The organism is Novosphingobium sp. NPDC080210 (assembly GCF_050281025.1).
GTDB lineage: Bacteria > Pseudomonadota > Alphaproteobacteria > Sphingomonadales > Sphingomonadaceae > Novosphingobium.
In genome coordinates, this window is the sequence record NZ_JBNNWL010000003.1 from 435,822 (window position 1) to 462,103 (window position 26,282).

Here is a 26,282-nt window from a genome sequence, read left to right on the forward strand (position 1 = left end):
AACATGAGCTTTCCCTGGTCCAAGGAATACAAGCCCAGCCACCCGGCAATGGTGTGGCTGGATGAGAAGCTTCCGCTTCCCCGTCTTGTCTACAACGCAGTCGGTGGCGGCTATGAAGTGCCGCGCAACCTGAACTACTTCTGGAACTTCGGGTTCCTGGCTGGCCTCTGCCTGATGATCCAGATCGTCACCGGCGTGATCCTGGCCATGCATTACGGCGGCAACACCGCCGTCGCCTTCAATTCGGTCGAGCACATCATGCGCGACGTGAACTGGGGCTGGATGCTGCGTTATGCCCACGCCAACGGCGCTTCGGCCTTCTTCGTCGTGGTCTACCTGCACATCTTCCGCGGGTTCTACTACGGTTCGTACAAGGCCCCGCGCGAGATGATCTGGCTGCTGGGCGTCGTGATCTTCCTGCTGATGATGGCTACGGCCTTCATGGGCTACGTTCTGCCCTGGGGCCAGATGTCCTACTGGGGCGCACAGGTCATCACCGGCCTGTTCAGCGCGATCCCGCTGGTTGGCGATGCCTTCCGCGAATGGCTGCTGGGCGGTTTCGCTCCTGACAATGCCGCGCTGAACCGCTTCTTCTCGCTGCACTTCCTGCTGCCCTTCGTGATCCTCGGCGTCGTGATCATGCACATCTGGGCGCTGCATATCCCGGGTTCGTCGAACCCGACCGGCGTGGAAGTGAAGAGCGAAAGCGATACGGTTCCGTTCTACCCCTACTACGTGGGCAAGGACGGCTGGACGGTCGGCCTGTTCATGGTGATCTTCAGCGCCTTCGTGTTCTTCATGCCGAACGCGCTGGGCCACCCGGACAACTACATTCCGGCCAACCCGATGCAGACCCCGGCGCACATCGTTCCCGAATGGTACTTCTGGCCGTTCTACGCGATCCTGCGCGCCTTCACGGTCGACTTCCTGATCGTTCCGGCCAAGCTGATGGGCGTCCTTGCGATGTTCGCGGCCATCCTGGTGTGGTTCTTCCTGCCCTGGCTGGACCGTTCGCCGGTGCGTTCGGGCAACTACCGCCCGCTCTACCGCAAGCTCTTCTGGTTCGGGCTGGTCCCGGCTATGGCAGTGCTGTTCTATTGCGGCGGCGCTCCGGCTGAAGAACCCTACGTGATGCTCAGCCAGCTGGCATCGATGTATTACTTCGCTCACTTCCTGATCATCGTCCCGATCGTTTCGTCGATCGAACGCCCCGATCCGCTGCCCTTCTCGATCACCGAATCCGTCCTGGGTTCGGACGATAAGGCCAGCACGGGCGGCCAGGGCTAAGAGGGACTAGAGACACCATGATCCGCATCATCTCTCTCGCCGTCGGCGCATTCTTCTCGCTGGCCCTGCTGCTCGGCTTTGGCACCGGCGCGGTGAACTTCGTCACCGAACCGCCCGCCAAGACCGCGGAGAAGGTCTATCACAAGAAGCCGAAGGAGCTGGACCTGCCGAGCAACGGCATTTTCGGCAAGTTCGACGAAGCCCAGCTGCAGCGCGGCTTTGCGGTCTACCAGAACGTCTGCGCCGCCTGCCACTCGATCAGCCAGGTTTCCTATCGCAACCTGGCGGCGCTCGGTTACAACGAGGCTGAAATCAAGGCGATCGCGGCCAAGGCGACGATCAATGCCAAGGATCCGCTGACTGGCGAAATGAAGGACCGTCCGGGCATGCCCGCCGACAAGTTCCCGCATGTCGTCTATGCCGGCGTCGGCAATCCGCCTGACCTGTCGCTGATCACCAAGGCGCGCCACGAAGGTCCGGCCTATGTCTACTCGCTGCTGACCGGTTACGAAAACCAGCCGGCCTCGCTGGTGAAGGACTTCCCGGATGCGAAGACCGGTGCGAACATGCACTACAACCCGTACTTCGCGAACCTGAACATCGCGATGGCCCCGCCGCTGGCTTCGGACGACCTGGTGACCTATTCGGATGGCACCAAGGCGACCAAGGAGCAGATGGCCAAGGACGTCGCCGCGTTCCTGGTCTGGACTGCCGAGCCCGAGCTTGAGCAGCGCCACCAGACCGGCTTCGTGTGGATCGGCTTCATGCTGTTCGCCACGATCCTGGGCTACATGAGCTACCGCAACATCTGGGCCGACAAGAAGGGTCACTAAGCCCCTCCGCCCAGGCGAAAGAGAAGGCCCCGGCGCTAACCCAGCGCCGGGGCCTTCTGCTTTTGCGGCAAAGGCGAAGCCGTTCCAACGTTGGACGATTGACCACGCCCGCGCATTCGCGCATAGGGCGGCGGCAAGCCTATTGGCGATGCGGGTATAGCTTAGTGGTAAAGCCCCAGCCTTCCAAGCTGGTTATGCGGGTTCGATTCCCGCTACCCGCTCCACTCTCACCAGACGCGAATCTCTAAACAGCCGCAGGCTTTTTCGCGCGGTCCTTGTTCCGCTTGTCCGCCACATAGCCCTGGCCTGATTCGGATTTCACGATCTCGAACAGGCCGGTGGCTTCGAACAAGGCCGGGAAGTTCTTCACCCCATAGTTGCGCGGATCGATCGGAGCCTGCCGTTTCGCGGCACTTCCGGCGGCGGACAGCGCTGCCCAGCCATCATCGCGCGCGCAGGCTTCTACCGCGCCGCGCAGGATTGATACCAGGCGCGTGTCCTGCGACAGCGGCTTGCGCTCCTTATCTGCGGTTCCGACCGCGCCCTTGCCCTTGGCGGCAGGCTTCTTCCCGGTCCCAGCCGCCTGATCGGGCGCGGGTTCGGCGCGCAATCCATCCAGACTATCGAGGAACAGGAATTCGGAGCAGGCATTGACGAACGGACTGGGCGTCTTGCGCTCGCCAAAGCCATAAACAGCATTGCCGCTGGCCTTGAGCTGCATGACCAGCGGGGTGAAGTCGGCATCGCTCGATGCAATGCAAAAGGCATCGAGCTTCTGGGTGTAATGCAGCTCCATGGCATCGATCACCAGGGCCATATCGGTCGCGTTCTTGCCTGAGGAATAGCTGAACTGCTGGATCGGACGGATCGCGAATTCGTGGAGCTTTTCCTTCCACCCTTTCAGCGCGCTGCTTCCCCAGTCGCCATAGGCGCGGCGGATGTTGGCCGTGCCGTATTTCGACAGTTCGGCGAGGATCGCCGCCAGCGCCGCGTGCGAGACGTTGTCGGCATCAATCAGCAGGGCGATGCGCCGGTCCGGGGTGGTCGACGCGTTGCGGTCGGTTTCCATGCGATCAAGCGGCCATGTTGTCGATCAGGCGGGTGCCGCCGATCCGGGCTGCTACCAGCAGCCGCGCCGGAGCATCGGTCAGGGCCGTGAGCAGGGCGAGCGAACTCGCGTCGCAGAACTCGGCATAATCGACCTGGCTGAACCCGTTCGTCAGAAGCGCGCTTTGTAAAGCTGCCAGCGCGTCGCCAATTGCGGCGCCGGCGCGTACTTCGGCAATCGCCCGGCGCATTCCATCGGGTAGCGCCACGGCGCGGGCGCGGTCCTCCGCGGAGAGGTAGGCATTGCGCGAGGACATGGCGAGGCCGTCCGCCTCGCGCACCGTGGGCACACCAATGATCGCGTCGACCTTGGGCGCAAGCAGGTCCAGATCGCGGGCCATGCGGCGGATTACCGCGAGCTGCTGCCAGTCCTTTTCGCCAAACAGGGCAAGATCAGGCCGGACCTGGTTGAACAGCTTGCAGACCACGGTGGCGACGCCATCGAAGTGCCCCGGCCGCGCCGCACCGCACAAGCCGTCGCTGACGCCGGAAACGGAGATATTGGTGGCATAGCCCTGGGGGTACATCGCCTCGACCGTGGGCGCCCACAGCAGGCTGACGCCTTCCGCCTCCAGCAGAGCGGAGTCGGCGGCAATCTGGCGGGGGTACTTGTCCAGATCCTCGTTCGCACCGAACTGGCGCGGATTGACGAAGATCGATACGGCGACATGGGCGGCGCGCTGCTTTGCCTCGCGCACCAGGGTGAGGTGCCCTTCGTGCAGTGCTCCCATGGTCGGGACCAGCGCGAGCGGACCGTCTTTCTTAAGTGCGGCAACAACATCGCGTAGTGGATCAAGCTGGCTAACGGTTTGCACCTGGACGGGCCCCTGCGATATGAAAGGAGGAGTAGCCCTAGCGCTGCACCGCTCAAGACTGCAACTACAACCAGAAAGATCGCGCCCCCGTGTCCTTGCCTTCCGCACCTCACAAGATCGTCTTCGCCAACGAGAAGGGCGGCACCGGCAAGTCGACCACTGCGGTCCACACCGCCATTGCGCTGTCGTATCAGGGCGCGAAAGTCGCGGCGCTGGACCTCGATCCGCGCCAGCGCACGCTGCACCGCTATCTGGAAAACCGCAGCGATACCGAGCGTCGGCGCAACATCACGCTGCCCAATGCCCGCTACGGCGTGTTCACCGGCTCCACGATCGAGGAACTGGACGCCCAGGCGGCTGAACTGGCGGAGGGGATGGATTTCCTCATCTTCGATACACCGGGACGCGACGATCCGTTCGCGCGCCATGTCGCGACCGAAGCCGATACGCTGGTCACGCCGCTCAATGACAGCTTCGTCGATTTCGACCTGATCGGGCAAGTCGATGCAGAGACGTTCAAGGTCCGCCGCCTCTCGTTCTATGCCGAACTGATCTGGGAAGCGCGCAAGAAGCGGGCGATGACGACGATCACCGAGCGGCGCAAGGAAATGGACTGGGTCGTGGTCCGCAACCGCACCCAGCATACCGAAGCGCGCAACATGCGGCGCCTTGACCAGGCCCTGACCGAACTGTCGAAGCGGGTCGGCTTTCGTATTGCCAACGGCCTGTCGGAACGCGTGATCTACCGCGAGCTGTTCCCTTCTGGCCTGACCTTGCTGGACAAGGGCCATCTGGGCGAGCTGGGCACCAGCCACCTTGTCGCGCGGCAGGAACTGCGTTCGCTGATCGCATCCCTGGGCCTGCCTGTCCCCGGCAGCGCCCCCGAACTGGCGCTTTCCGCTTTGGCCTGATAGGCCCCTTCGCATGGGCCGCATCCTTCTCACACTGTTCCTGGCGAGCGTGGTCTTGCGCATGGTCACCGGCAAGTGGCCATGGCAGCTGCTGTCCGCGCAGCCGACCAGGAAGGACGAGGACGAAGCGCGCGCCCTGCTTGGCTTGGGGCGCTCTGCCGGCCATGACGAGATTATCGAAGCCCATCGCAACCTGCTGATCCAAGTCCATCCGGATCGCGGTGGCAGCAATGATGCAGTACACCGGGCCAATGCCGCCCGCGACCTGCTGCTGGCGCGCCTGCCGCGCACAAAATAGGAGTTGATATGAGCCACCAGTTCCACCCCACCGTCCTGCGTGAATACGACATTCGCGGGATCATCGGCGAAACCCTGGGGGAGGCGGATGCCTATGCGATCGGTCGCGGCTTTGCGACCCTGCTGGGCCGAGCGGGCGGAAAGAAGGTAGCGGTTGGCTATGACGGGCGGACCAGCTCGCCCATGCTGGAAGAGGCGCTGGTGCGCGGCATCAACGATGCCGGCCTGGATGCGGTGCGGATCGGCCTGGGACCGACGCCGATGCTCTACTACGCCGAAGCTTCAGCCGAGGATGTGCAGGGCGGCATTCAGATAACTGGCAGCCACAATCCCGCCAATTACAATGGCTTCAAGATGGTATTTCTTGGTCGCCCGTTCTTTGGCGACGATATCCAGCAGCTCGGCCGGATGGCTGCCGCTGGCGACTGGGCCGAAGGGCAGGGAACCCACGAACGGCGCGAAGTCCTGGCAGCCTATGTCGCCCGGATGCTCGAAGGGCTGGCCGGGATCGACCGCGCTGCCCTCTCCGGCCTGCGGATCGGTTGGGACGCGGGTAACGGGGCCGCCGGCCCCGCCCTTGAACTCCTGACGCAAGATCTTCCTGGCGAACACCATCTGCTCTTCACTGAAGTGGATGGGACTTTCCCGAACCATCATCCGGATCCCACGGAAGAGAAGAACCTGGCCGATCTGAAGGCGCTGGTCGCGGAGAAGAAGCTCGATTTCGGAATTGCCTTTGATGGCGACGGCGACCGCATCGGTGCGATTGACGGGCTGGGCCGGGTGATCTGGGGCGACCAGTTGCTCATGATCTACGCCGAAGACCTCCTGCGAATGGAGCCCGGTTCCGCGATCATCGCGGACGTGAAGGCTAGCCGAGCCTTATTCGACCGGGTGTCGCAGCTTGGTGGACGTCCGCTTATGTGGAAAACCGGACACAGCCTGATCAAATCCAAAATGAAGGAGATTGGCGCGCCGCTGGCCGGGGAGATGAGCGGCCACGTGTTCTTCGCGCACCAGTACTATGGCTTTGACGATGCGCTTTATGCGGCCGTGCGGCTGATGGCGGCCTCGGCCCGCCTGGGCAAGTCGGTGACCCAGCTGCGCGGCGACATGCCGGAACTGGTCAACACGCCCGAACTGCGCTTCCAGGTCGATGAAACCCGCAAGTTCGCGGTGATCGACGAAGTGAAGGAGCGCCTCTCTGCCGCCGGTGCCGATGTCGACGCGACGGACGGCGTGCGCGTTTCCACTGCCGATGGGTGGTGGCTGCTGCGCGCCTCGAACACCCAGGACGTCCTTGTCGCCCGCGCCGAAAGCAACGACCAGGCCGGGCTGGACCGGCTGATGGACCAGATCGACGCGCAGCTGGCGGCCAGCGGCCTGAAGCGCGGGCCGCTGGCCGGGCACTAATAGACCAGCAGGACTCCGCCGCCCACGGCAACCAGGCTGGCGAGCATCGCCGATGCTCCCGGCCAGGACTTGCGCCACCCGGCCAGGGAAACCAGCGTCGCGGTCTTGAACAGGGTGTTGAGCGTGACGGGCAGGACCAGGACCAGTGCGGCCACCCGCGCGGTCAGGGTGCCGGCGGGCAGGTTGCCCATGGTGATGATCGCCGAATCGACGTCGACCGAGCCCGAGATGGCCAGCACCGTCGCCAGGCCCGCATTGCCGAACCGCTCCAGCACCCAGCGCGCCGCCAGGGTCAGCGCCATGGTCAGCAGCATCAGGACGATGGCGGGAAGCAGGTCGAACGGGTTGCGCAGCTTCATGCCGTCCTCGAATTCGTGCGAGGCAGTCTTGCGGCGGCGCAGGATCAGCCAGCAGGCGGCGAGGCTGGTGACCATGCCCGGCGCGGCGATCAAGGCGAATTGCCGGGCCGAGAATGTGGCCAGCGCCGCAGTGAGCAGCATCACCCGCAGGAACATGGTGCCGCTGGCGAGGGCCACGCCCGCGTTCAGGACCATCGCGTCCCCGGCATCGTCGCGCAGCTTGCTCGCCAGCGAGGCGGTGACAGCGGTGGAGGAGACCATCGAGCCTGCGGCTGAAGTCGCCAGAACTCCGCGCGCTGGCCCCAGCAGCTTCACTGCGGCATAACCGGCGAAGGAAAAGCCCGATACCATTACCACCACCAGCCACAACTGGCGCGGCCGCCATGCACCATAGGGGCCCAGCGGATCGTTGGGCAGCAGCGGCAGGATCACCAGGGCGATCAGCGCGAAGCGGGCAATGGCCATCATCTCGGTTTCGTCGATGTGCCGTAGCCAGTGGTGCAGGCGGCTGCGCTGCGACAGCACCAGGACGGTCGTGCCGGCCATGGCACTGGCCAGGGCGTATTCTCCGCTACCGGCCAGGAAACCGCAGGTCAGCGTGATCAGGCCGGTGAGGCTCGCCGTCCCACTGACCGCGGTCATCGACTTGGTGCTGCGCCAATAGCCGAGAACGACCAGCGCGGCGGAAGCGGCGAGCAGGACCGTCGCCATGCCCACGGCGCGCGATTGCATGACCCCCGCCATGCCGCCAGCCAGGCCGAACAGGGCATGGGTGCGGATTCCGGCAAAGCGGGTCCCCGCCGCTTCCCCGCGCAGCGCCCAGCCGCGTTGCAGGCCGATCAGCAGGCCCAGGGCGAGCGCCAGTCCCAGCGCGGTCAGTTCCTGATAGTCGAGCGGGTGCATCGCCTGCTTGTGGCACTTGCCGGGCGCTGAAGGAAGGGCTTGGCGATCCGGGCCGTCGCGCCCATCTTGCAAGGCTCATGGCCAAGGCGCTTCCTCCTGAACTGGACCAATGGTTCTCCGCCCGTGGCTGGCGCCTGCGGCGGCATCAGGCGGAGATGCTGGAAGTGGCCGGGCAGGGTCGCCACGCTCTGCTGGTGGCCGATACGGGGGCGGGCAAGACGCTGGGTGGGTTCCTGCCTACCCTGGCCGCGTTTTGCCCGACGCAGCTAGGCGGAGCGGCTCCGCCAGACGGACTGCACACGCTTTACGTCTCGCCGCTCAAGGCGCTGGCGCACGATGTCCAGCGCAACCTGCTGACGCCGGTGGCGGAACTGGACTTGCCGCTGCGGGTGGAAGTGCGCAGCGGCGACACCCCATCGGACCGCAAGGCCCGGCAGCGGGCCAATCCCCCCCATGTCTTGCTGACGACGCCCGAATCGCTCTCGCTGCTGCTGTCCTACCCTGAGGCGGAGCGGTTGTTCGCTGGCCTGCAACGGGTTGTGATTGACGAGATCCACGCCTTTGCCCCGACCAAGCGCGGGGACCTGCTCGCCCTGTCGCTATCCCGCCTCCAGGCACTTGCTCCCGCCATGCAGCGGGTCGGGCTGTCGGCGACCCTGGCCGATCCGCAAGCTTTTGCGCGGTGGCTTGCGCCGCGCGGCGCGGCGGAGAATGTGGCCGTTGTGGCCGGGGAACAGGGTGCCGATCCCGAACTGGCTATCCTGCTGCCTAATGAGGCGCGGGTGCCGTGGGGTGGGCACGCTGCTGCCTGGGCCGTGCCGCAACTCTATCAGGAGATAAAGGCCAACCGCACCACCCTGGTGTTCTGCAACACCCGCTTCCTGGCCGAATTCATTTTCCAGCAGTTGTGGAACGTGAACGAGGACGTCCTGCCCATCGGCATCCACCATGGCTCACTGTCGAAGGAAGCGCGGCGCAAGGTGGAAGGGGCCATGGCGCGGGGTGAACTGCGGGCGCTGGTCTGCACGGCCAGCCTCGATCTGGGGGTGGACTGGGGCGATATCGACCTGGTGGTGCAGATGGGCGCGCCCAAGGGCTCCTCGCGGCTGTTGCAGCGCATCGGGCGCGCCAATCACCGGCTCGACCAGGCCAGCCGTGCGCTGCTGGTTCCCGGCAACCGCTTCGAATTCCTGGAAGCGACGGCAGCCCAGCAAGCCGTGGAGGAAGGCCAGCGTGATGGCGAAGCTTTCCGCCCGGGCGCCCTGGACGTGCTGGCTCAGCACGTCATGGCCCGGGCCTGCGCCGGTCCCTTCCGGGCCGAGGACCTGCTGGCGGAATTGCAGTCCGCCGATCCTTATCGCTGGATCGATGCGGCGGCGTTCGACCGGGTGATCCGGTTTGTCGCAACCGGCGGCTATGCGCTGCGCGCCTATGACCGGTTCCAGCGGATTACCTTGGGACGCGACGGGCTGTGGCGGCTTACCCACCCAGAGCATGCCGCGCGGCACCGGCTCAACGCGGGGATTATCGTCGATAGCGAGATGGTCGACGTGCGGTTCCGCAATGGCCGGTCGCTGGGCCGGGTGGAAGAGAACTTTGCGGCCGCCTTGCGTCCGGGGGAAACGATCCGCTTCGCCGGGCTCGACCTGGAAGTCGAAGCGATGCGCGATACCGAACTGATCGTGCGGGCGGCGAAGAAGGCGGGGCAGATCCCCAGCTACATGGGGCAACGCCTGGCCCTGACCACGCATCTGGCCGGACGGGTCCAGGCCCTGCTCGATGACCGGGCGGGCTGGGCCAGGTTCCCCGATGACGTGCGCGAGTGGCTGGAAGTGCAGGACTGGCGCTCGGAACTGCCCGCGCCGGGCCGCCTGTTGGTGGAGAGTTTCCCGCATGAGGGACGGCACTACACCGTGTTCTATTGCTTCGAAGGATGGCCGGCACATCAGTCACTGGGCATGCTGATTACGCGGCGCATGGAGCAGCGCGGGCTATCGCCGCTGGGGTTCGTCGCCAACGACTATGCCTTGGCGGTCTGGGGCCTGCGCGCCGTGCGCGATCCGGTGGAACTGCTTTCGCCGGATATTCTGGCCGATGAATTTGTCGACTGGGTGGAGGACAGTTATCTGCTGCGCCGTGCGTTCCGGGAAGTGGCGGTCATTTCCGGGCTGGTTGAACGGCAGCAGCCCGGCAAGCGCAAGACCGGGCGCCAGGTCACCTTCTCGACCGACCTGATCTATGACGTGCTGAGAAAGCATGAACCCGATCACGTCCTGATCGAGGCGGCCTGGGCCGATGCCAGGGCCCGCATGACCGACATCGGCCGGCTCGGCAGCGTGCTCGACCGCGCGGCGCGGGAAGTGCGCCATGTCCTGCTCGACCGGGTCAGTCCGCTCGCCGTGCCGCTGCTGGTGATGATCGGGCGAGAAAGCCTGCCCCAAGGTTCGGCTGACGATGAACTGCTGTTCGAGGCGGAGAGCCTGGCCTCGCGCGCCATGCGCAGCGATGCCCCCGGAGATCAGATCGAAGGCGACTGACCGCTGGCTACCCGGCCATGCGTTTTGCGGGCAAAGAAAAAGGGGCGGATCGCTCCGCCCCTTGTCTTGTTCTTCGTGAACTTTCGATCAGTCCAGACCCTGGAGCGCGGGCTCCTTGGGGTCCTTGCTGAAGCCAGCATACTGTTCGTTGCCGACGAAGCCGAAGGCCGTGACGCCGGAACCCTTGATGATGTTGAGCACATCGAGGGTGGTGTCATAGGGCGCCTGGGCATCGGGCTGGAACTGCAGTTCGGGCTCGGGCTTGATCGCCAGAGTGGACTGCAACAAGCTGGTCAGCTGGTTGACCGTGACCGAACTGCCATTCCAGAGAATGTCGTTGTTCGGCATGACCACGACCTTGTTCTTGTCGCGCTTGATCACGACGTCCGGCGGCGGAGCTGCCGGGTTGGGAAGGTCGATGTTCACGGCGTGGGTCGCCACGGGGATGGTGATGATGAACATGATGAGGAGAACAAGCATGACGTCGATAAGCGGCGTCGTGTTCATTTCCATCATCGGCTCGCCATCGTCCTTGCCGCCTGACATTGCCATGGTGGGTTACTCCTGAAAGGTTTCGTACCGATCCGGTCCGGCCTTAGCCGTTCGGATCAACCGGGGTCGAAATGAAGCCAACAGTCGGGTAACCGGCCAGCTGGACGTTGTAGATCGCACCTGCGACACAACGCCAGGGGGCAGCCACGTCGCCACGGATGTGGACCTGCGGGATCAGATCGGGGTTATCCTTGAGCGCTTCCGGCCCACCAGCACGCTTCACGATCGAATCGAGACGCTTGTAGGCAGCCTTCTGCAGCTCGGTGGAATCCACCGGCGTGATGTTGTTGAAGTAGATCCGGCATTCGCCACCCAGAGAGGCACCTTCGAAGCCCGGGTCACCCGCGCTGCGGCCGGCAGCATCCGTAGTGCTGACCGTAAGCAGGAGGTTTTCGACCTTGTCCTTCGATTCCTGGCTGGCGAGCACGGGAATCTTGAGCTTCTGGATCGTCTGGATCGCAACCGGGACAGCGATCAGGAAGATGATGAGCAGAACCAGCATCACGTCCACCAGGGGCGTGGTGTTGATATCCGACATCGGCTTTTCCTGGCCGCCGCCTCCCATCGAAATAGCCATGGGCTAGTTCCTATCCTTGCAATTGCTGCGGACTTGTCAGGCAAGCCTGGAAGTCCGGCTTAGGAACCGGCGCCGGTTGCCCGGCGCCGGCCTGGCGTACTTACTTCTTTGCGGCCGGAGCGGCAGCAGCGGGCTTGGCAGCCGGAGCGGCGGCAACGGCCGGCTTCACTGCACCCTTCGAGTTGATGTTCGCCAGCACGTCGGTCGAGAAGCCCGAGAGCAGTTCGGCGATGCGCTTGTTGCGAGCCTGCAGGTAGTTGTAGGCAAGCACGGCCGGAACGGCGACGAGCAGACCCAGCGCGGTCATGATCAGAGCTTCACCGACCGGACCTGCGACCTTGTCGATCGAGGCCGAACCGGCGATGCCGATGTTGATCAGAGCGCGGTAGATGCCGACCACGGTACCGAACAGACCGATGAACGGCGAGGTAGCGCCGACGGTGGCGAGGAACGGCAGACCGCCAGCGAGGCGAGCGTTGATCGAGGCTTCCGAACGAGCGAGCGAGCCGTGCAGCCAGTCATGGGCTTCCAGGGCGTCGGTCATCTTGCTGTGTGCTTCTTCAGCAGCGATGCCGTCGTCGACGATCTGGCGCCATGCGCTGTTCTTTTCCAGCTTGGCAGCGCCTTCCTTGATCGAAGCAGCGCGCCAGAAGCCACCACGGACGTCCTTGTACTGACGCATGATCTTGTTCTGCTCGATCCACTTGGTGATCAGGATGAAGAACGAACCAAACGACATGATGCCGAGGATGACGACGGTAGCGTAGGCAATGAAGCCGCCCTGTTCGAGAGCTTCCTTGAAGCCGAACTTGTTCTGCGGAGCCGCCTCGGCGGCAGCGGTAAGAAGTTCAAAAAACATGCGATAGTCCTCTCAAGAGAAATAAGTTGAAACCCTGTGGCCCGCCTGGGGCCGAAAATCCGAAAACCTAACGATCAATCCTTCGGGATCACCCAGCGCACGCGGCTGCTGTACTGGCCGGTGGTGGGGTTGCCCTCTCCGTCCGTGGCCGGATTGAACCGGGCACGACGCGTCACGTTCGAGCAGGTTGCCTCGTCCAGGTCGGAGCTGCCGCTCGAACTGGTGATGGAGCAGCTGGTCACGCGGCCATCTGCGCCAACAGTGACGCGGAAACCGGTGGTGCCTTCACGCTCTTCACGCAGTGCACGGGTCGGATAGTCGTTGGTGGTAGCCCAGTTTGCCGGGTTGCCCTTCGGGGTCGCCTGCTTGGGCTGCACGCGCGGCGGCGGCGCAGCGATCGGAGCGGGCGGTGCCACGATGACGGGCGGCGGCGCTGGCGGCGGAACCGTCTGCACGATCTCAACCGGAGGTGCGACCGCACTGATGTTCATCTTCGGCGGCGGGGCCACGATCGGGGGCGCAGCAGCAGCCTTCTTCGGCGGCGGCGGCGGCTCCTTCTTGGGCTCGTCCTTCTTGATGTCGACGGTTGTCACCTTCTTCACGAGTTGCTTGACCCCTTCGTAGGCAAGGCCGGTAACCAGCGCATAGCCCAAGGCCACGTGAAGCAAGGCGACGATGACAAAGGCGGCAATACGATTGCCACTAACTTCCTGGTCAGCGTAAGCCATTCTGACGCATCACTCCTAAAACAGTCCCACCGGGCCGAGGCCCGGTCCCGACGCCTGCCGCAAGCGAGAATCGCCAACGCCAGACGGCCAGATTGTTAATTTCCACCCTGCGGGTCAATCAGGAAACCGAGCGGACGCCCGACGTCCACATGTCCGGATTGCGAGCCTTTATTATTGTTTGGCCCGTATTCTGCCGTGCTTTAACCGCCGTTTTCGCCCGGTGCAACGCTTTATCCATTAACGCTCGATTCACGATGGTTAAGGTGGAAGGTTGGTCGGGAACCCCCGGCAACCCTAGGGTGCGGGGGCTTGCACGCGACGTTCGAGAAGACCTAGACGGGACAAATGCACCAGAACCGGAACATAATTGCCGCCATTGCCGCCATAGCTGCGGTTTCCGTTGCCGTGCCGGCTTGTGCCGCCGATTCGCGCGCGGTTCAGCCCCCCGCCTCGGCAGCGCTCAGCTATGCCGATCTGGCCGGGCTGGCCGATGGCGCGCCCATGGTGATCCGCGCCCAGCCGCGCAAGATCGTCGCGGTGGAGCCCGAGCGCGCGCGTGGAGTCAAAGCGGGCTGGGGCCGATATTATGTAGAGGCAAAGACCGAGGGCATCGTGGCGGGAACCCAGCCCGTCGGCGAACTGCTGCGCTATCTGGTCGACCTGCGGCTTGACGCCAAGGGCAAGCCGCCCGCGATCAAGAAAAAGAGCGTGGTCCTGTTCGCGCGTACGGTTCCCGGACGTCCGGGCGAATTGCAGCTGGTCCGGACCAATGCGCAGCTCTTGTGGGATGCTCCGCTCGACCAGCGCCTGCGCGATATCATCAAGGAGCTTTATGCACCCGGTGCGGCGCACCAGGTAACCGGCGTGCGCGAAGCGATCTACGTTCCGGGCAATCTGGCCGGAGAGGGCGAAAGCCAGTTCTTCCTGTCCACCGCCAACGGCGAACCGGCGGCCCTTGCCGTCCATCGCAGCCCGGGCCAGTCCGTGCGGTGGTCAGCCTCCTTCTCGGAACTCGTTTCCGGGGATGCCGAGCCGCCGCGCCGGGATACGCTGGCCTGGTACCGGCTTGCCTGCTTCCTGCCGCAGCAACTCCCGGCCGGGGCGAACATTTCATCCACCCCGGCGGACCGAGCCGCAGCGACGCGCGACTATCGCTTCGTCATGGAGCAACTGGGCACCTGTCCCCGCAGCCTGGACTAGCGCCAGAGCCGGTCATTCTCTCCCTTGCCCGCCGTGCCGCCCCCGCCTAAGGGCGCGGGGCGAAAGGGAACGAACATGGCCGAACCGCTGAAGATTGCGCTTGCTGGATTGGGAACCGTCGGGGTCGGCGTGATCCGCCTGGTCGAGGCGAATGCCCAGCTGATTGCACGCCGTGCCGGTCGGCCGATCCAGATCACGGTCGTTTCCGCGCGTGATCGCAACAAGGCGCGCGGCGTGGACCTCTCTCCCTATGCCTGGGAAGACGACATGGTCATCCTGGGCGAGCGCGAGGATGTGGACGTGGTGGTCGAAATGGTCGGCGGGTCCGATGGTCCGGCCCTGGCCCTGGCCCGCACCACGATCGAAGCTGGCAAGGCCCTGGTTACCGCGAACAAGGCAATGATCGCACACCACGGTCTGGAACTCGCCAGCAAGGCCGAGGAAAAGAAAGTCGCGCTGAAGTTCGAAGCGGCGGTCGCTGGCGGCATTCCCGTCATCAAGGGCCTGCGCGAAGGGGCCGCGGCAAACGAGATCGAACGGGTCTACGGCATCCTCAACGGTACCTGCAATTTCATCCTCTCGACCATGGAAGACACCGGTCGTGATTTTGGCAACGTCCTGGCCGAGGCCCAGGCCAAGGGCTTTGCCGAGGCCGATCCGGCCTTTGACGTGGAAGGCACCGATGCGGCGCACAAGCTTTCGATCCTGGCGGCCATCTCCTTCGGTTCGAAGATCGACTTCGGCGCGGTCGACACGGCGGGCATCACCCGGCTTCGCGCGGCGGACATCGCCCAGGCGAGCGCCCTGGGCTATGTCATCCGCCTGATCGGCATGGCCGAGACGGAGGGAAGCAATGGCTCGACCGCGCTGTTCCAGCGGGTTCAGCCGCATCTGGTGCCGGTCGATCACCCGCTGGCCCATGTCGATGGCGCGACCAATGCGGTTGTGGCGGAAGGCAACTTCTCTGGTCGCCTGCTGTTCCAGGGCGCCGGTGCGGGCGATGGGCCGACGGCCAGCGCCGTGGTGGCCGACCTGATCGACATTGCGCGCGGGGAAGTGGGCCATCCCTTCTCCATGCCGGTGTCTGAACTCGAGGCGCTTGGTCCGGCACAGACCGGCCACCGCCTGGGCCGCGCCTATGTCCGCTTCATGGTGGCCGACCGGCCCGGCGTGCTGGCGGAAATCACCGCAGCCCTGCGCGATGCCGGGGTCTCGATCGAAAGCCTGATCCAGAAGGGCCGGGCAGGCGATGCGGTGATGGTGGCGATGGTGACCCACGAAGGCCCCGAAAGCGCGGTGCGCAAGGCGCTGGAACTGCTCGAAGGGTCTGACAGCCTGACCGAGCCGCCGCTGGTCCTGCAAATCCTGGGCGACTGAGCGGCGTTCAGGGCGCGCGCATTTCGCCCTTGGCGATCTTGTCGGCGTCCGATCCTGGCGGTGGTTCCGGAATCGCCTTCATGTCGATGTAATAGACCGGGGGCGGCGCCCATCCGCCGGTGACGCAGCCCGGTTGGCCGCGACAGGATCCCCGGTCAAATTGCGGCGCGCGGGGAATGCCGCCATCCAGTGCGCGGCGCCCCTCCAGCGTATTCGGGTCCGGCGCGTCCCGCTCCACCTGCTGGTCTTCGCCCCGGTCGACGCAGACCACGATCTCGTCGCTGCCAGGCTTGGGACGGCAACGCAGGCGCGGATCGGGCACGCCATAGGCCTGCCGCGCCATGTCCAGCCGTTCGGCGACTTTCTGGTCCAGCACTTCGGGCGGCTCCTGCGAAAGGGCAGGAAAGGCCATGACAAGCATCGGCAAAACCAACCAATTCTTCATCGCCGACGCCTTTTTTGCTGGAATTATCGCAGAAGCGGCAGCGCCATTAATCCGCCGTGAACCGCTTGCACTCGACAGCAGGGCCTGGTCAGTCTAAGCGCCCGCGCACACATACCTATGCACGCAGCGGAGTGAAAACCAGCGCCATGACCAAGTCCTCCACCCCCGCCTCGCAAGTTCTTGACCGTGTCCTGGTGCTCGAAATGGTGCGCGTCACCGAAGCGGCGGCCATCGGTGCATCGAAGCTGATCGGGCGCGGCGACGAAAAGGCGGCGGATGCGGCGGCAGTGGAAGCCATGCGCGCAGCGCTGAACGAGCTGGCCATGGACGGCACCGTGGTGATCGGCGAGGGCGAGCGCGACGAAGCGCCGATGCTCTACATCGGGGAAAAGGTCGGCTGCGCCCAAGGCACCGGTCCGAAGATCGACATTGCGCTCGATCCGCTGGAAGGGACTACGATCACGGCAAAGGCCGGGCCGAACGCCCTGGCCGTGCTGGCCGTCGCGGAAGAGGGCAACCTGCTCAACGCGCCGGACGTCTACATGGACAAGCTGGCGGTCGGGCCGGGCTATCCGGAAGGAATCATCGACCTCGCCAAGACGCCGACCGAGAACGTCCAGGCGGTTGCCGCGGCGAAGGGCGTGCGGCCCGACGAAATCATCGTCTGCGTGCTGGACCGTCCGCGCCATTCCGAACTGATCGCGGAACTGCGCGGCCTGGGCTGCGGGGTCGTGCTGATTGGCGATGGCGACGTGGCGGGCGTGATCGCAGTGACCAACCCCGATACGACGATCGACCTCTACATGGGTTCGGGCGGTGCACCGGAAGGCGTGCTGGCAGCCGCCGCGCTGCGCTGCGTGGGCGGGCAATTCAATGGCCGCCTGCTGTTCCGCAACGATGATGAACGCGCCCGCGCCCGCAAGTGGGGGATCGAGGATCTGAACAAGATCTACACCCGCGACGAACTGGCCAAAGGTGACTGCATTTTCGCCGCGACCGGCGTTACCGACGGCTCTCTGCTCAAGGGCGTGAAGCGCATGAAGGACGGTCTGGTCACCACGCAGTCGGTGGTGATGCGCGCCAGCTCGGGTACGGTGCGTTGGGTTTCGGGCGAGCACCGCAACAAGAGCTGATTCACACTCTTTCCGCGGTCAGGCTGTTGCAATCGGCGGTCCCTGGGCTAAGGGCCGCGCAGGGCTGATTCTTGCGGGGAAGGCGTACCATGAAGATCCTGGCCGGGAATTCCAACCTGCCACTGGCGCGGGCCATTGCGGGCTATCTTGAGCTGCCGCTGACCAATGCGGACGTGCGGCGCTTCTCCGACGACGAGGTTTTCGTCGAGATTCACGAGAACGTGCGCGGCGAGGACGTCTTCGTGGTCCAGTCGACCAGCGCTCCGGCCAATGACAACCTGATGGAGCTGCTGATCTGCATCGACGCGCTGCGCCGCGCTTCGGCCAAGCGGATCACGGCGGTGGTGCCCTATTTCGGCTATGCCCGTCAGGACCGCAAGCCGGGTCCGCGCACGCCGATCTCGGCCAAGCTGGTGGCGAACCTGATCACGACTGCCGGGGCCGACCGCGTTCTGGCGGTGGACCTGCACGCCGGGCAGATCCAGGGCTTCTTCGATATTCCGACCGACAATCTCTACGCCGCGCCGGTCATGGCGGCAGACATCCTGCAACGCACGGGGGGCGAGAACCTGATGGTCGTTTCGCCCGACGTCGGCGGGGTGGTCCGCGCCCGCGCCCTGGCACGGCGGCTGAACAACGCGCCGCTCTCCATCGTCGACAAGCGCCGCGACAAGCCCGGCGTGTCCGAAGTGATGAACATCATCGGCGACGTGAAGGGCTGGGACTGCATCCTGATCGACGACATCATCGATTCCGGCGGCACGCTATGCAATGCCGCCGGGGCGCTGATGGATGCGGGCGCGAAAAGCGTCACCGCCTATCTGACCCATGGCGTGATGTCCGGTTCGGCGGTCGAACGCGTCAATGGCTCTGCGCTCAAGGAACTGGTCATCACCGACACGATCCAGGCCCAGGAAGCGGCTCGGGCCGAGGGTAGCAAGATCCGCGTCCTTTCGATCGCGCCGCTGATCGGTGAGGCGATCCACCGGATTGCCGAGGAAAGCTCGGTCTCCAGCCTGTTCGATTGATGAAACTCGCTGCCGAGATCGCGCTGGCGCACCGCCTGGCCGATGCCGCGCGCGAAGCGATCAAGCCGCTGTTCCGCCAGCCGCTCGGCAGCGACCGCAAGGCTGACCGTACGCCGGTGACCGAGGCGGACCGCGCCGCTGAAGAGGTGATGCGCCGCCTGATCCGCGCGGAATTCCCGCTCGATGCGATCCATGGCGAGGAATTCGGGGCCGAAACCGGCAGTTCAGGGCGGACCTGGGTGCTCGACCCGATCGACGGCACGACCGCCTTCATGGCGGGCCGTCCGATCTTTGGCACTCTCATTGCGCTGGTGGTTGAAGGTTGGCCTGTCCTGGGCGTGATCGACCAGGCAATCCTGGGCGAGCGCTGGCTGGGGGTTACCGGCCAGAACACCACGTTGAATGGCCAGCCCGTTCGCACCCGTCCGTGCCGCGAGCTGGGCGATGCCGCGATTGCCACGACCGGGCCGCACTATTTCGACGACCATGATGGCGAACACTTCATGGGCCTGGCCGCCAAAACCGACCACAAGCGCATGGTCATGGGCGGCGATTGCTACAATTACGCGATGCTGGCTTCGGGCCATCTCGACATTGTCTGCGAAGCCAATCTGAAACTGCACGACTGGGCGGCCCTGGTCCCCATCGTCGAAGGTGCCGGAGGCCTGATGTGCGACTGGAACGGCGAGCCGTTGCATGCGGCTAGCGATGGCCATGTCCTGGCCCTGGGTGACCCGGCGCGGCAGGAGGATGTGGTCGAGGCGCTTGCCTGCGGCCACTGAGAAACCCTTATATCCTAGCCACTAAATCCTAGTGTGACATCAATGCTACAGCGAAGGTTAATTCGCGTGGCAAGTCCACTCCTCCACTTGCCTGCGCGATTCGAAGAGTCCAGCAGGCTCGCAGCCGTCTTTCCTGCGGATTGACGGGACGCATACGTGCACCAGAACAAAACGGAGGAAGCAATGCGTAGCTCCAACAACACCACCAAGTTCGGTTTCCGGATTCACCTGCTGGCCGGCATCGCCGCAGTCGCCGTTGCCGCTCCCGCCATGGCCCAGGAAGCCACGGACGAAAACGCTGGCAACGAAATCGTCGTTACCGCTACCAAGCGCAACGAAACGATCCAGGACGTGCCGTTCTCGATCAATGCGCAGACCGCCGACGCGATGCGCAAGAACGGCTCCAACAATCTTGAAGACGTGGCACGCAACGTCGCTGGTCTGACTGTCCAGAACCTCGGCCCGGGCCAGAGCCAGGTTTCCGTGCGCGGCGTCTCGGCTGGCCAGATCGTTCGCGACCAGCCGGGCGTGAAGGAACAGGTTGGCGTCTACCTTGACGAATCCGTGATTTCGGTTTCGCTGTTCACGCCGGATTTCGACCTGTTCGACCTCGACCGCGTTGAGACCCTGCGCGGTCCGCAGGGCACGCTGTTCGGTTCGGGTTCGGTCGGCGGTACGGTCCGCTACATCACCAAGCAGCCCACCACGGACCGCGTCGAAGGCGCCGTGGAAGGCAACGTGAACGTGCTTGCTGGCGGCGACTTCGGCTATTCGGCCAAGGGCGCCATGAACATGCCGCTGAGCGAGAAGATGGCCGTTCGCGTCGTTGCCTATGGCGAGCACTTCGGCGGCTTCATCAACGCCATCGGTCCGGCTGCGGGTGAGAACATCAACGACGGTTATCGCTGGGGCTTCCGCACTGCGGTTCGTCTTGAGCCGGCGGAAGGAATCGTGATCACCCCGCGCGTGGTTCACCAGAAGATCAAGGCCAATGGCTTCAACCGGCAGGACGAATACAACTTCTACTACAGCCCGCTGCAGAACACTGCAAACGTCATCCCGGAGCGGACCCAGTACCTGAAGCTGCGTGAAGCGTTTGAAGACAAGACCACGCTGGCCGACCTGACCATCAATGCGGAACTGGCCGATACCGTGCAGGTGACGTCGGTCACCAGCTATATCGACCGCGACATTCTTGTCAGCCGCGACGCTTCGGCGCTGACCGGTTCGGTCTATGTCTCGTTCGCTGGTGCCGATCCTGCAGCTGCGGGCGGGGCCGCGACCAACTCCAACCTGCGCGATACCACCACGCTCAAGCAGTGGACTCAGGAACTGCGCCTGGCCTCGACTGGCGATGGTCCGCTGCAATGGGTGATCGGCGGCTTCTACAGCGACGTCGACCGCACCTATGCCCAGCGGCTCCCGACCCCGGGTTCGGATGTCTACAGCCAGATCTTCCTGAACACCCTTACTCCGCCGGTCCCGGTAGCCGCTACTTTCAACGGCTTCCCGGCAAACTCGCCGTACAACGCCGATATCCCCTACAAGATCCAGCAATACGCCGTATTTGGGGAAGCCAGCTACAAGTTTGGCCAGTTCAAGCTGACGGCTGGTGGTCGTTACTACGACTTCAACGAAACGCGTGACTTCATCTCGGGCGGGATCTTCTCCAACGGGGATACCTTCCGCGGCGACAAGACCAGCTCGAGCGGCTTCACGCCGCGCGTGATCGCCAGCTATGAGATGAACGACAGCGTCACGCTCAACCTGCAGGCTTCGAAGGGCTTCCGCCTTGGCGGGGTTAACGATCCGCTCAACATCCCGCTTTGCACGGGTGGCGCAACCGGCGCCGACGCGCTGACCTATGGCGGTCGTCCGACCTACGAAGACGAAACGCTGTGGAACTACGAAGCCGGGGTCAAGGCTTCGACTGGTGGCATCACGTTCAACGCTGCCGTGTTCTACAACGACATCAAGAACCTGCAGGTCACTGCGGACGCAGGCAGCTGCTCCTCGCGCGTCGTCTTCAACGTTCCCAAGGCGCACAGCGCCGGTGTGGAAATGGAACTGTCGGCTCGTCCGGTGCCGGGGCTGGAACTGTCGCTCAACGGCTCGGTCATCGATGCCAAGTTCGACAGCTCGGTCAAGGATGCCGGCGGCAACGTGATCGCGGGCATGCGCGATGGCAACCGCCTGCCGACCGTGCCGAAGTTCCAGATGGCCGCAACCGGAACCTACACCACGCAGGTTTCCGACGGTCTCGACTGGTCGGCGACTGCCAGCTTCCAGCACGTTGGCGATCGCTACACCCAGCCGGGCGATCAGGAAGCGGGTTCGGGAAGCTTCACCAACTCGCTGTGGTTCAATCCGGCCAACGGCGCGTTTGGCAGCGGCAGCTACAACTTCGGTTCGTATCTGCTGCCGAGCTATAGCCTGGTGAACCTGTCGACTGGCCTGACCTGGGACAGCGGCCTGTCGGTCACGGTTTACGTGAACAACCTGTTCGACGAAAACCCGCTGCTCTCGTTGGATCGCGAGCGTGGTGGCCGGGCCCGCCTGGGCTACAACATCGGTTCGCCCCGCAAGATCGGGATGACCGTGCGCCAGACGTTCTGATCGAACGCCTGCAAAGCTGAATCGGGGCCGGCTGCCTGGTGCAGTCCGGCCCCTTTTCTTGTCAGGCCAGCGCGGTCTTGATGAAATCGGCGCAGCGTTCGCCGATCATGATCGAGGGGGCATTGGTATTGCCCGAAACAAGGCGCGGCATCACGCTGGCGTCCGCTACCCATAGGCCCCGCACGCCGCGCGCTTGGAGCGTGGGATCGACGACCGAGCCTTCGTCACCGCCCATCCGGCAGGTTCCGACCGGGTGATAGACCGTATCTGCACGGTTGCGGATCAGCTGGTCCAGCGCGGCATCGTCCTCCAGGTCGACCGGATGGCGGTTTTCCGGATTGTAATTGGCCAGCGGCGGCACTTCGACGATGCGGTGCATCATTCGTACGCCGCGCCGCAGGGTGGCCATGTCGCGGTCATCGCTGAGGAAGTTGGGATCGATCACCGGCGGCGCGGCTGGATCGGACGAGCCAAGCCGCACGGTCCCCCGGCTTTCGGGACGCAGCACGCAAGCGTGGATCGAAAAGCCGTGGCCGCTGACTTTCTCGCGCCCATGATCTTCTAGCATGGCCGGCACGAAATGGTACTGCACGTCCGCAGCCGGCAGACCCGGCTGCGAGCGCCAGAAGCCGCCCCCTTCGGCGAACGGCGTGGTCATCATGCCGGTCCGCTTCACGCGGTGTTCGGCAATGGCCCTCAGCATCTTCCAGGATCCGGCCAGGCTGTCGCCAACGAAGTCCTTGGACTGCGTCTTCCAGCCATGGACATAGTCGATGTGGTCCTGCAGATCTTCGCCCACTGCGGGGCTATCGGCCTGGACCTCGATCCCGTTGTCTTTCAGATGCGCCGCGGGACCGATGCCGGACAGCATCAGGATCTGCGGGCTGCCGAATGCGCCCGCGCTCAGCACCACGCCGCCGCGTGCGCGCAGCACTTCGCGGCGGTCGCCAATGCGCACGGCCACTCCGGTGGCGCGGCCATTCTCGATCACGATGCGTTCGACCAGTGCGCCGGTCTTGACCGTCAGGTTGGGTCTGGGGGAAAGGTAGGCGCGGGCAGCGGACCAGCGTTCGCCGCCTTTCTGCGTGACCTGGTACAGCCCGAACCCGTCCTGCGTTGCGCCGTTGAAGTCCGGGTTGGCCCCCAGTTGCAGGGCTTCCGCACTGGCGACGAAGGCTCTGCTGCCAGGATTGGGCCAGTGCTGATCGACCACGGACAGCGGTCCGTCCGCGCCGTGGAAAGCATCGCCGCCGCGTTCGTTGCCCTCGGACCGTTTGAAATAGGGCAGGACATCGTCATAGGACCAGCCGGTGCAGCCCAGGCTCGCCCACTGGTCATAGTCAAACCGGTTGCCGCGCACGTAGAGCATGGCATTGATCGCTGACGAGCCACCCAGCCCGCGTCCACGCGGCTGGTATCCGATCCGTCCGTTCAGGCCTTTTTGCGGGACGGTTTCAAAGGCCCAGTTGGCGTTCTTGGGCAGGAAGGCCAACATTCCCGGAGTCTTGATCCGGAAGTTGTCGTTGGTGCCGCCTGCTTCCACCACGCAGACGGTCCGGCTCGCATTTTCGGCCAGGCGTCCGGCAACCGCACTTCCGGCGCTGCCCCCGCCAATGACGATGACGTCGAATTCGTTCATGCATCCAGCTCCTTTTATGTTTTGCGCAAGGAGTTAATCGTTCGATTAAATCGGTGCAAACTTATTCGGCAGGAAGCTCTCCACTGCGCGCCAGCCAGCGCTCGCGAATGGCATCCGACGTGTCGCGGCTGGCGTCGTGGCTCCAGCCCGGAGGACGCCATAGATAGCCCAGCTTGCTGCCCCACGGCGCATTCCAGACATCGCGGGCGATGCCGATCCATTCGTGGAAAGCGACCCACAGCAGGTTGAAGCTGCCGAGCTGCTTGACGATCCCGTAATGCGGGCGCTGCTCTGCCAGTTCGGGCTGGAAAGTTCCGAACATCCGGTCCCAGACGATGAATACCCCCGCGTAATTGCGGTCCAGGTAGAGCGGATTTGTGGCGTGGTGCACGCGGTGATGGCTGGGCGTGTTGAACACCACTTCGAACCAGCGCGGGCACTTGTCGATCGCCTCGGTGTGAAACCAGAACTGGTAGATCAGGTTGAGCCCGGCGCAGAACAGGATCATCGCGGGTGGGAAGCCGACCAGCAGCAGGGGCAGGCGGAAGATGAAGCCGAAGGCAATCGTTCCGGTCCAGGTCTGCCGCAGCGCGGTCGAAAGATTGTAATGCTGGCTGGAGTGATGGTTGACGTGGCTCGCCCAGAACCAGCGGACGCGGTGCGCGGTGCGGTGGAACCAGTAATAGGCCAGGTCGTCCAGCACGAAGCAGGCGATCCAGGCCCACCAGACCCAGCCAATCTCGAACAGGCGGTGCTCGTAAACGGCCAGGAAGGCGCCGCCGACCAGGCCGGCGGTCAGCAGTCCGGCTACCGTGCTGCCCAGGCCCATGGCCAGCGAGGTCAGGGTGTCGCGCGGTTCATAGCTGTTCGGTGACTTGCGCCACGCCCAGACCATTTCGAGCAGAACCAGCAGGACGAAGCCGGGCACCGCGAAGTCCACCGGATTGAAGCCTGGTGCCATGTCAGTTCCCCAGCCGCCGCAAGCTGCTGGCCCAGACCTGCGCCTTGTCACCCAGGTCCAGCGTCACCTTGCCAAAGGTGCTTTCCCCACTGCCGATGGTCAGGAAGTTGCGGTCAAGCCGGGCGTGGGAATGGCTATCGAGCAGGCGCGCGGCAAAATGCGCGCCGTGCCGCTTGAGCAGCATGACCCGGCCCATCCGGTCACGCAGCAAGGCGCCGATCCCCGCGCGGTCGAGCGCGAGGTCTTCGGCATCAAAGCCGCACAGGGCTTCCGCTGCCAGCTGGCGCGCTTCGTCTTCGTTCCGGATGCGCACGTCCGCGCCCAGGTCCAAGCGACGGGCCAGCCATGCCAGCGCCAAGATCGCCAGCAGGGATGCCCCGGCCTGGATCAACTGTGCGGTCATGGCCCCCCTGTCCCCTGGTTATTGCTTGCCCGCGGCCAGCATATCCAGCAGCGCGCGGATCGGGGTCAGGTCATAGCCCGCCTGTGCTGCGGCAGCGGCGAGTTCGTCCGGCTGCTTGCCCTGACTGGCCTGGGCCAGTGCCCATAGCAGAGTCGAGCGGGTGCCGGAGCGGCAATAGGCCAGGACAGGCTTGTCGGTGCTGGCCAGGGCTGCCGCCATGGCCTTCATCTGACCTTCCGAAAAGCCGGCGTGAGTCACCGGAATGGCGACGTAATCCAGGCCTGCAGCGCGCGCGGCCGATTCAATTTCGCTCCCGGGGACCTGGTCGTCGCTTTCGCCTTCGGGGCGGTTGTTGACGATCAGGCCGATCCCCATGCGGGCGGCTTCGGCTACTTCCTCCAGGCCGATCTGGGGGCTGGCAAAGACGCGGTCGGACAACTGTCGGAACATGGAAATCTCCTGTTTGCAACGCTCTGCCAAGCACTCCGCGCGCTGGCAAGTATTATGCCGGGCTGCGCAGCAATGGACTCTATAGAGCACTGCGAACGAAGCAATATTGCGTGCAGAAATGTCACAGTGACCCCGGCGGAGAGCTATTTCGCGGTCGTGAGCGCGATTCGATTCGCTATTGCGATTCTATTCAGCTATGTGGAAAAGTGCAGAGTAAGGGGCCTAAGTGCGCTTTGCCCTGTCGCCTGGCGCGATTCGTCCGCGCTGCCGGGATGTGTCTAATGGGGCGATGCGAAGGTTTGATCGGGTATATGGGTTTTGATAGAGGGCGCCGCGGACGCGGGCGCGACAAGCGGGACGGTTTCGGAGAAGACAATTTCGATCCCTTCGCCGGCGGCGGTGACCGTTTTGGCGGAGACCGTGGCGGTTTCGGCGGCGGTGATCGCGGCGGCTTTGGCGGCGGTTCGCGCGGCGGCTTTGGCGGTGGAGACCGTGGCGGTTTCGGCGGCGGCCCGCGCGGCGGCGGTGGTGGCGGCTTCGGCGGCCCGCGCGGCGGCGGCATGCCGGCCCAGGTGGTCGGCGAAGGCAGCGGCACGGTAAAGTTCTTCAACGCTGCAAAGGGCTTCGGCTTCATCCAGCAGGATAGCGGCGGCGAAGACGTGTTCGTCCACATCAGCGCGGTTGAGCGCGCCGGCCTTGAAGGCCTGGCCGAAGGTCAGCAGCTGAAGTTCCAGCTGGTGGATCGTGGCGGCAAGGTTTCGGCCAGCGACCTCGAAGTCGTGGGTGACGTGATCGCCGTGCAAAAGCGCGATGCAGCGCCGCAGCGCGAGCTGACCGGTGAGCGTGCAAGCGGTACGGTCAAGTTCTTCAACTCGATGAAGGGCTTTGGCTTTATCACGCGCGACGACGGCCAGCCGGATGCTTTCGTGCACATCAGCGCGGTTGAGCGTTCGGGCATGTCCGGTCTCAACGAAGGCGATCGCTTGGAATTCGACATCGAAGTCGATCGACGAGGCAAGTACTCGGCGGTCAACCTGGTGCCGCGTCAGGATTGATCCCGACTGCACTGT

The 26,282-nt window shown here is 64.4% G+C and carries 26 protein-coding genes and 1 tRNA gene; 15 read left to right on the top strand and 12 right to left on the bottom strand.

Annotated elements, in window-relative coordinates; all coding sequences use genetic code 11:
* Window positions 1-3 precede the first annotated feature (3 nt).
* The 3 genes from ACQKOE_RS11125 to ACQKOE_RS11135 all read left to right on the top strand — a co-directional run bounded on the left by ACQKOE_RS11125 (window position 4) and on the right by ACQKOE_RS11135 (window position 2,344).
* The gene (locus ACQKOE_RS11125; RefSeq protein ID WP_427512839.1) at window positions 4-1,287 is read left to right on the top strand and encodes a cytochrome b; all 1,284 of its coding nucleotides are present in this window, start codon (window positions 4-6) and stop codon (window positions 1,285-1,287) included.
* Between the two features lie 17 nt (window positions 1,288-1,304).
* Window positions 1,305-2,120, top strand: a complete 816-nt coding sequence (locus tag ACQKOE_RS11130) for a cytochrome c1 (RefSeq protein ID WP_374591807.1) — start codon at window positions 1,305-1,307, stop codon at window positions 2,118-2,120.
* Between the two features lie 150 nt (window positions 2,121-2,270).
* Window positions 2,271-2,344 (top strand) — tRNA-Gly (locus ACQKOE_RS11135).
* Window positions 2,345-2,364: 20 nt separating this feature from the next.
* Here the strand turns inward: ACQKOE_RS11135 and ACQKOE_RS11140 are convergent.
* Together ACQKOE_RS11140 and panC are read right to left on the bottom strand one after the other, a co-directional pair.
* Window positions 2,365-3,189: an NYN domain-containing protein gene (locus ACQKOE_RS11140; RefSeq protein WP_427512840.1), complete on the bottom strand. Its 825-nt coding sequence runs from the start codon at window positions 3,187-3,189 to the stop codon at window positions 2,365-2,367.
* A gap of 4 nt (window positions 3,190-3,193) precedes the next feature.
* Window positions 3,194-4,042: a pantoate--beta-alanine ligase gene (panC, locus tag ACQKOE_RS11145; RefSeq protein WP_427512841.1), complete on the bottom strand. Its 849-nt coding sequence runs from the start codon at window positions 4,040-4,042 to the stop codon at window positions 3,194-3,196.
* A 95-nt stretch (window positions 4,043-4,137) separates the two neighbouring features.
* On the opposite strand from panC, the gene ACQKOE_RS11150 reads away from it, so the two are divergent.
* The 3 genes from ACQKOE_RS11150 to pgmG are packed head-to-tail and all read left to right on the top strand — an operon-like array spanning window position 4,138 to window position 6,663.
* On the top strand, window positions 4,138-4,953 hold the full coding sequence (locus ACQKOE_RS11150; protein WP_427512942.1) for a division plane positioning ATPase MipZ: 816 nt from the start codon (window positions 4,138-4,140) through the stop codon (window positions 4,951-4,953).
* 13 nt (window positions 4,954-4,966) lie between these two features.
* Window positions 4,967-5,251, top strand: coding sequence for a molecular chaperone DnaJ (locus tag ACQKOE_RS11155; protein ID WP_427512842.1), 285 nt, complete (start codon window positions 4,967-4,969; stop codon window positions 5,249-5,251).
* Between the two features lie 8 nt (window positions 5,252-5,259).
* Entirely contained in the window at window positions 5,260-6,663 is a 1,404-nt protein-coding gene (pgmG, locus tag ACQKOE_RS11160) for a phosphoglucomutase/phosphomannomutase PgmG (RefSeq protein WP_427512843.1), read from the top strand.
* Here the strand turns inward: pgmG and ACQKOE_RS11165 are convergent.
* The gene (locus tag ACQKOE_RS11165) at window positions 6,660-7,925 is read right to left on the bottom strand and encodes an MgtC/SapB family protein (RefSeq protein ID WP_427512844.1); all 1,266 of its coding nucleotides are present in this window, start codon (window positions 7,923-7,925) and stop codon (window positions 6,660-6,662) included. The genes pgmG and ACQKOE_RS11165 overlap by 4 nt on opposite strands.
* Before the next feature lie 77 nt (window positions 7,926-8,002).
* Between ACQKOE_RS11165 and ACQKOE_RS11170 the strand changes: the two genes are divergently transcribed.
* Entirely contained in the window at window positions 8,003-10,462 is a 2,460-nt protein-coding gene (locus ACQKOE_RS11170) for a ligase-associated DNA damage response DEXH box helicase (protein WP_427512845.1), read from the top strand.
* Between the two features lie 87 nt (window positions 10,463-10,549).
* On the opposite strand, the gene ACQKOE_RS11175 is transcribed toward ACQKOE_RS11170, so the two are convergent.
* From ACQKOE_RS11175 to ACQKOE_RS11190, 4 genes are all read right to left on the bottom strand, one after another.
* Entirely contained in the window at window positions 10,550-11,014 is a 465-nt protein-coding gene (locus ACQKOE_RS11175) for an ExbD/TolR family protein (protein WP_427512846.1), read from the bottom strand.
* A gap of 43 nt (window positions 11,015-11,057) precedes the next feature.
* Window positions 11,058-11,591 carry an ExbD/TolR family protein gene (locus ACQKOE_RS11180; protein ID WP_374591825.1) on the bottom strand — a complete coding sequence of 178 codons (534 nt, stop codon included), beginning with the start codon at window positions 11,589-11,591 and terminating at the stop codon, window positions 11,058-11,060.
* 100 nt (window positions 11,592-11,691) lie between these two features.
* Window positions 11,692-12,450: a MotA/TolQ/ExbB proton channel family protein gene (locus tag ACQKOE_RS11185; RefSeq protein WP_374591827.1), complete on the bottom strand. Its 759-nt coding sequence runs from the start codon at window positions 12,448-12,450 to the stop codon at window positions 11,692-11,694.
* 74 nt (window positions 12,451-12,524) lie between these two features.
* Window positions 12,525-13,178, bottom strand: a complete 654-nt coding sequence (locus tag ACQKOE_RS11190; RefSeq protein ID WP_374591829.1) for a TonB family protein — start codon at window positions 13,176-13,178, stop codon at window positions 12,525-12,527.
* 345 nt (window positions 13,179-13,523) lie between these two features.
* On the opposite strand from ACQKOE_RS11190, the gene ACQKOE_RS11195 reads away from it, so the two are divergent.
* The gene (locus tag ACQKOE_RS11195; RefSeq protein WP_427512847.1) at window positions 13,524-14,378 is read left to right on the top strand and encodes a hypothetical protein; all 855 of its coding nucleotides are present in this window, start codon (window positions 13,524-13,526) and stop codon (window positions 14,376-14,378) included.
* 75 nt (window positions 14,379-14,453) lie between these two features.
* Window positions 14,454-15,755 (top strand): homoserine dehydrogenase, encoded by a 1,302-nt coding sequence (locus ACQKOE_RS11200; RefSeq protein WP_427512848.1) that lies wholly within the window; start codon window positions 14,454-14,456, stop codon window positions 15,753-15,755.
* Between the two features lie 7 nt (window positions 15,756-15,762).
* On the opposite strand, the gene ACQKOE_RS11205 is transcribed toward ACQKOE_RS11200, so the two are convergent.
* On the bottom strand, window positions 15,763-16,167 hold the full coding sequence (locus ACQKOE_RS11205; RefSeq protein WP_427512849.1) for a hypothetical protein: 405 nt from the start codon (window positions 16,165-16,167) through the stop codon (window positions 15,763-15,765).
* Here ACQKOE_RS11205 and ACQKOE_RS11210 point away from each other — a divergent pair.
* The 5 genes from ACQKOE_RS11210 to ACQKOE_RS11230 all read left to right on the top strand — a co-directional run bounded on the left by ACQKOE_RS11210 (window position 16,166) and on the right by ACQKOE_RS11230 (window position 21,759).
* Window positions 16,166-16,297, top strand: a complete 132-nt coding sequence (locus tag ACQKOE_RS11210) for a hypothetical protein (RefSeq protein WP_427512850.1) — start codon at window positions 16,166-16,168, stop codon at window positions 16,295-16,297. The two genes, ACQKOE_RS11205 and ACQKOE_RS11210, sit on opposite strands and share 2 nt — an antisense overlap.
* Window positions 16,298-16,346: 49 nt before the next feature.
* The gene (glpX, locus tag ACQKOE_RS11215; protein WP_427512851.1) at window positions 16,347-17,333 is read left to right on the top strand and encodes a class II fructose-bisphosphatase; all 987 of its coding nucleotides are present in this window, start codon (window positions 16,347-16,349) and stop codon (window positions 17,331-17,333) included.
* Between the two features lie 89 nt (window positions 17,334-17,422).
* Complete coding sequence (locus tag ACQKOE_RS11220) at window positions 17,423-18,361, top strand: ribose-phosphate pyrophosphokinase (RefSeq protein ID WP_427512852.1); 939 nt, start codon at window positions 17,423-17,425, stop codon at window positions 18,359-18,361.
* Window positions 18,361-19,143: a histidinol-phosphatase gene (gene hisN, locus ACQKOE_RS11225; protein ID WP_427512853.1), complete on the top strand. Its 783-nt coding sequence runs from the start codon at window positions 18,361-18,363 to the stop codon at window positions 19,141-19,143. The genes ACQKOE_RS11220 and hisN overlap by 1 nt, the downstream gene beginning before the upstream one ends.
* Window positions 19,144-19,326: 183 nt before the next feature.
* Entirely contained in the window at window positions 19,327-21,759 is a 2,433-nt protein-coding gene (locus ACQKOE_RS11230) for a TonB-dependent receptor (RefSeq protein ID WP_427512854.1), read from the top strand.
* A 61-nt stretch (window positions 21,760-21,820) separates the two neighbouring features.
* On the opposite strand, the gene ACQKOE_RS11235 is transcribed toward ACQKOE_RS11230, so the two are convergent.
* From ACQKOE_RS11235 to ACQKOE_RS11250, 4 genes are all read right to left on the bottom strand, one after another.
* Window positions 21,821-23,398, bottom strand: a complete 1,578-nt coding sequence (locus ACQKOE_RS11235; protein WP_427512855.1) for a GMC family oxidoreductase — start codon at window positions 23,396-23,398, stop codon at window positions 21,821-21,823.
* 61 nt (window positions 23,399-23,459) lie between these two features.
* Complete coding sequence (locus tag ACQKOE_RS11240) at window positions 23,460-24,359, bottom strand: sterol desaturase family protein (RefSeq protein ID WP_427512856.1); 900 nt, start codon at window positions 24,357-24,359, stop codon at window positions 23,460-23,462.
* Window position 24,360: 1 nt separating this feature from the next.
* Window positions 24,361-24,762, bottom strand: coding sequence for a hypothetical protein (locus ACQKOE_RS11245; protein WP_427512857.1), 402 nt, complete (start codon window positions 24,760-24,762; stop codon window positions 24,361-24,363).
* An 18-nt stretch (window positions 24,763-24,780) separates the two neighbouring features.
* Window positions 24,781-25,212, bottom strand: a complete 432-nt coding sequence (locus tag ACQKOE_RS11250) for a TIGR01244 family sulfur transferase (protein WP_427512858.1) — start codon at window positions 25,210-25,212, stop codon at window positions 24,781-24,783.
* Between the two features lie 311 nt (window positions 25,213-25,523).
* Here ACQKOE_RS11250 and ACQKOE_RS11255 point away from each other — a divergent pair, with 311 nt between their 5' ends.
* Window positions 25,524-26,267 carry a cold-shock protein gene (locus ACQKOE_RS11255; RefSeq protein ID WP_374591454.1) on the top strand — a complete coding sequence of 248 codons (744 nt, stop codon included), beginning with the start codon at window positions 25,524-25,526 and terminating at the stop codon, window positions 26,265-26,267.
* Window positions 26,268-26,282: the final 15 nt, after the last annotated feature.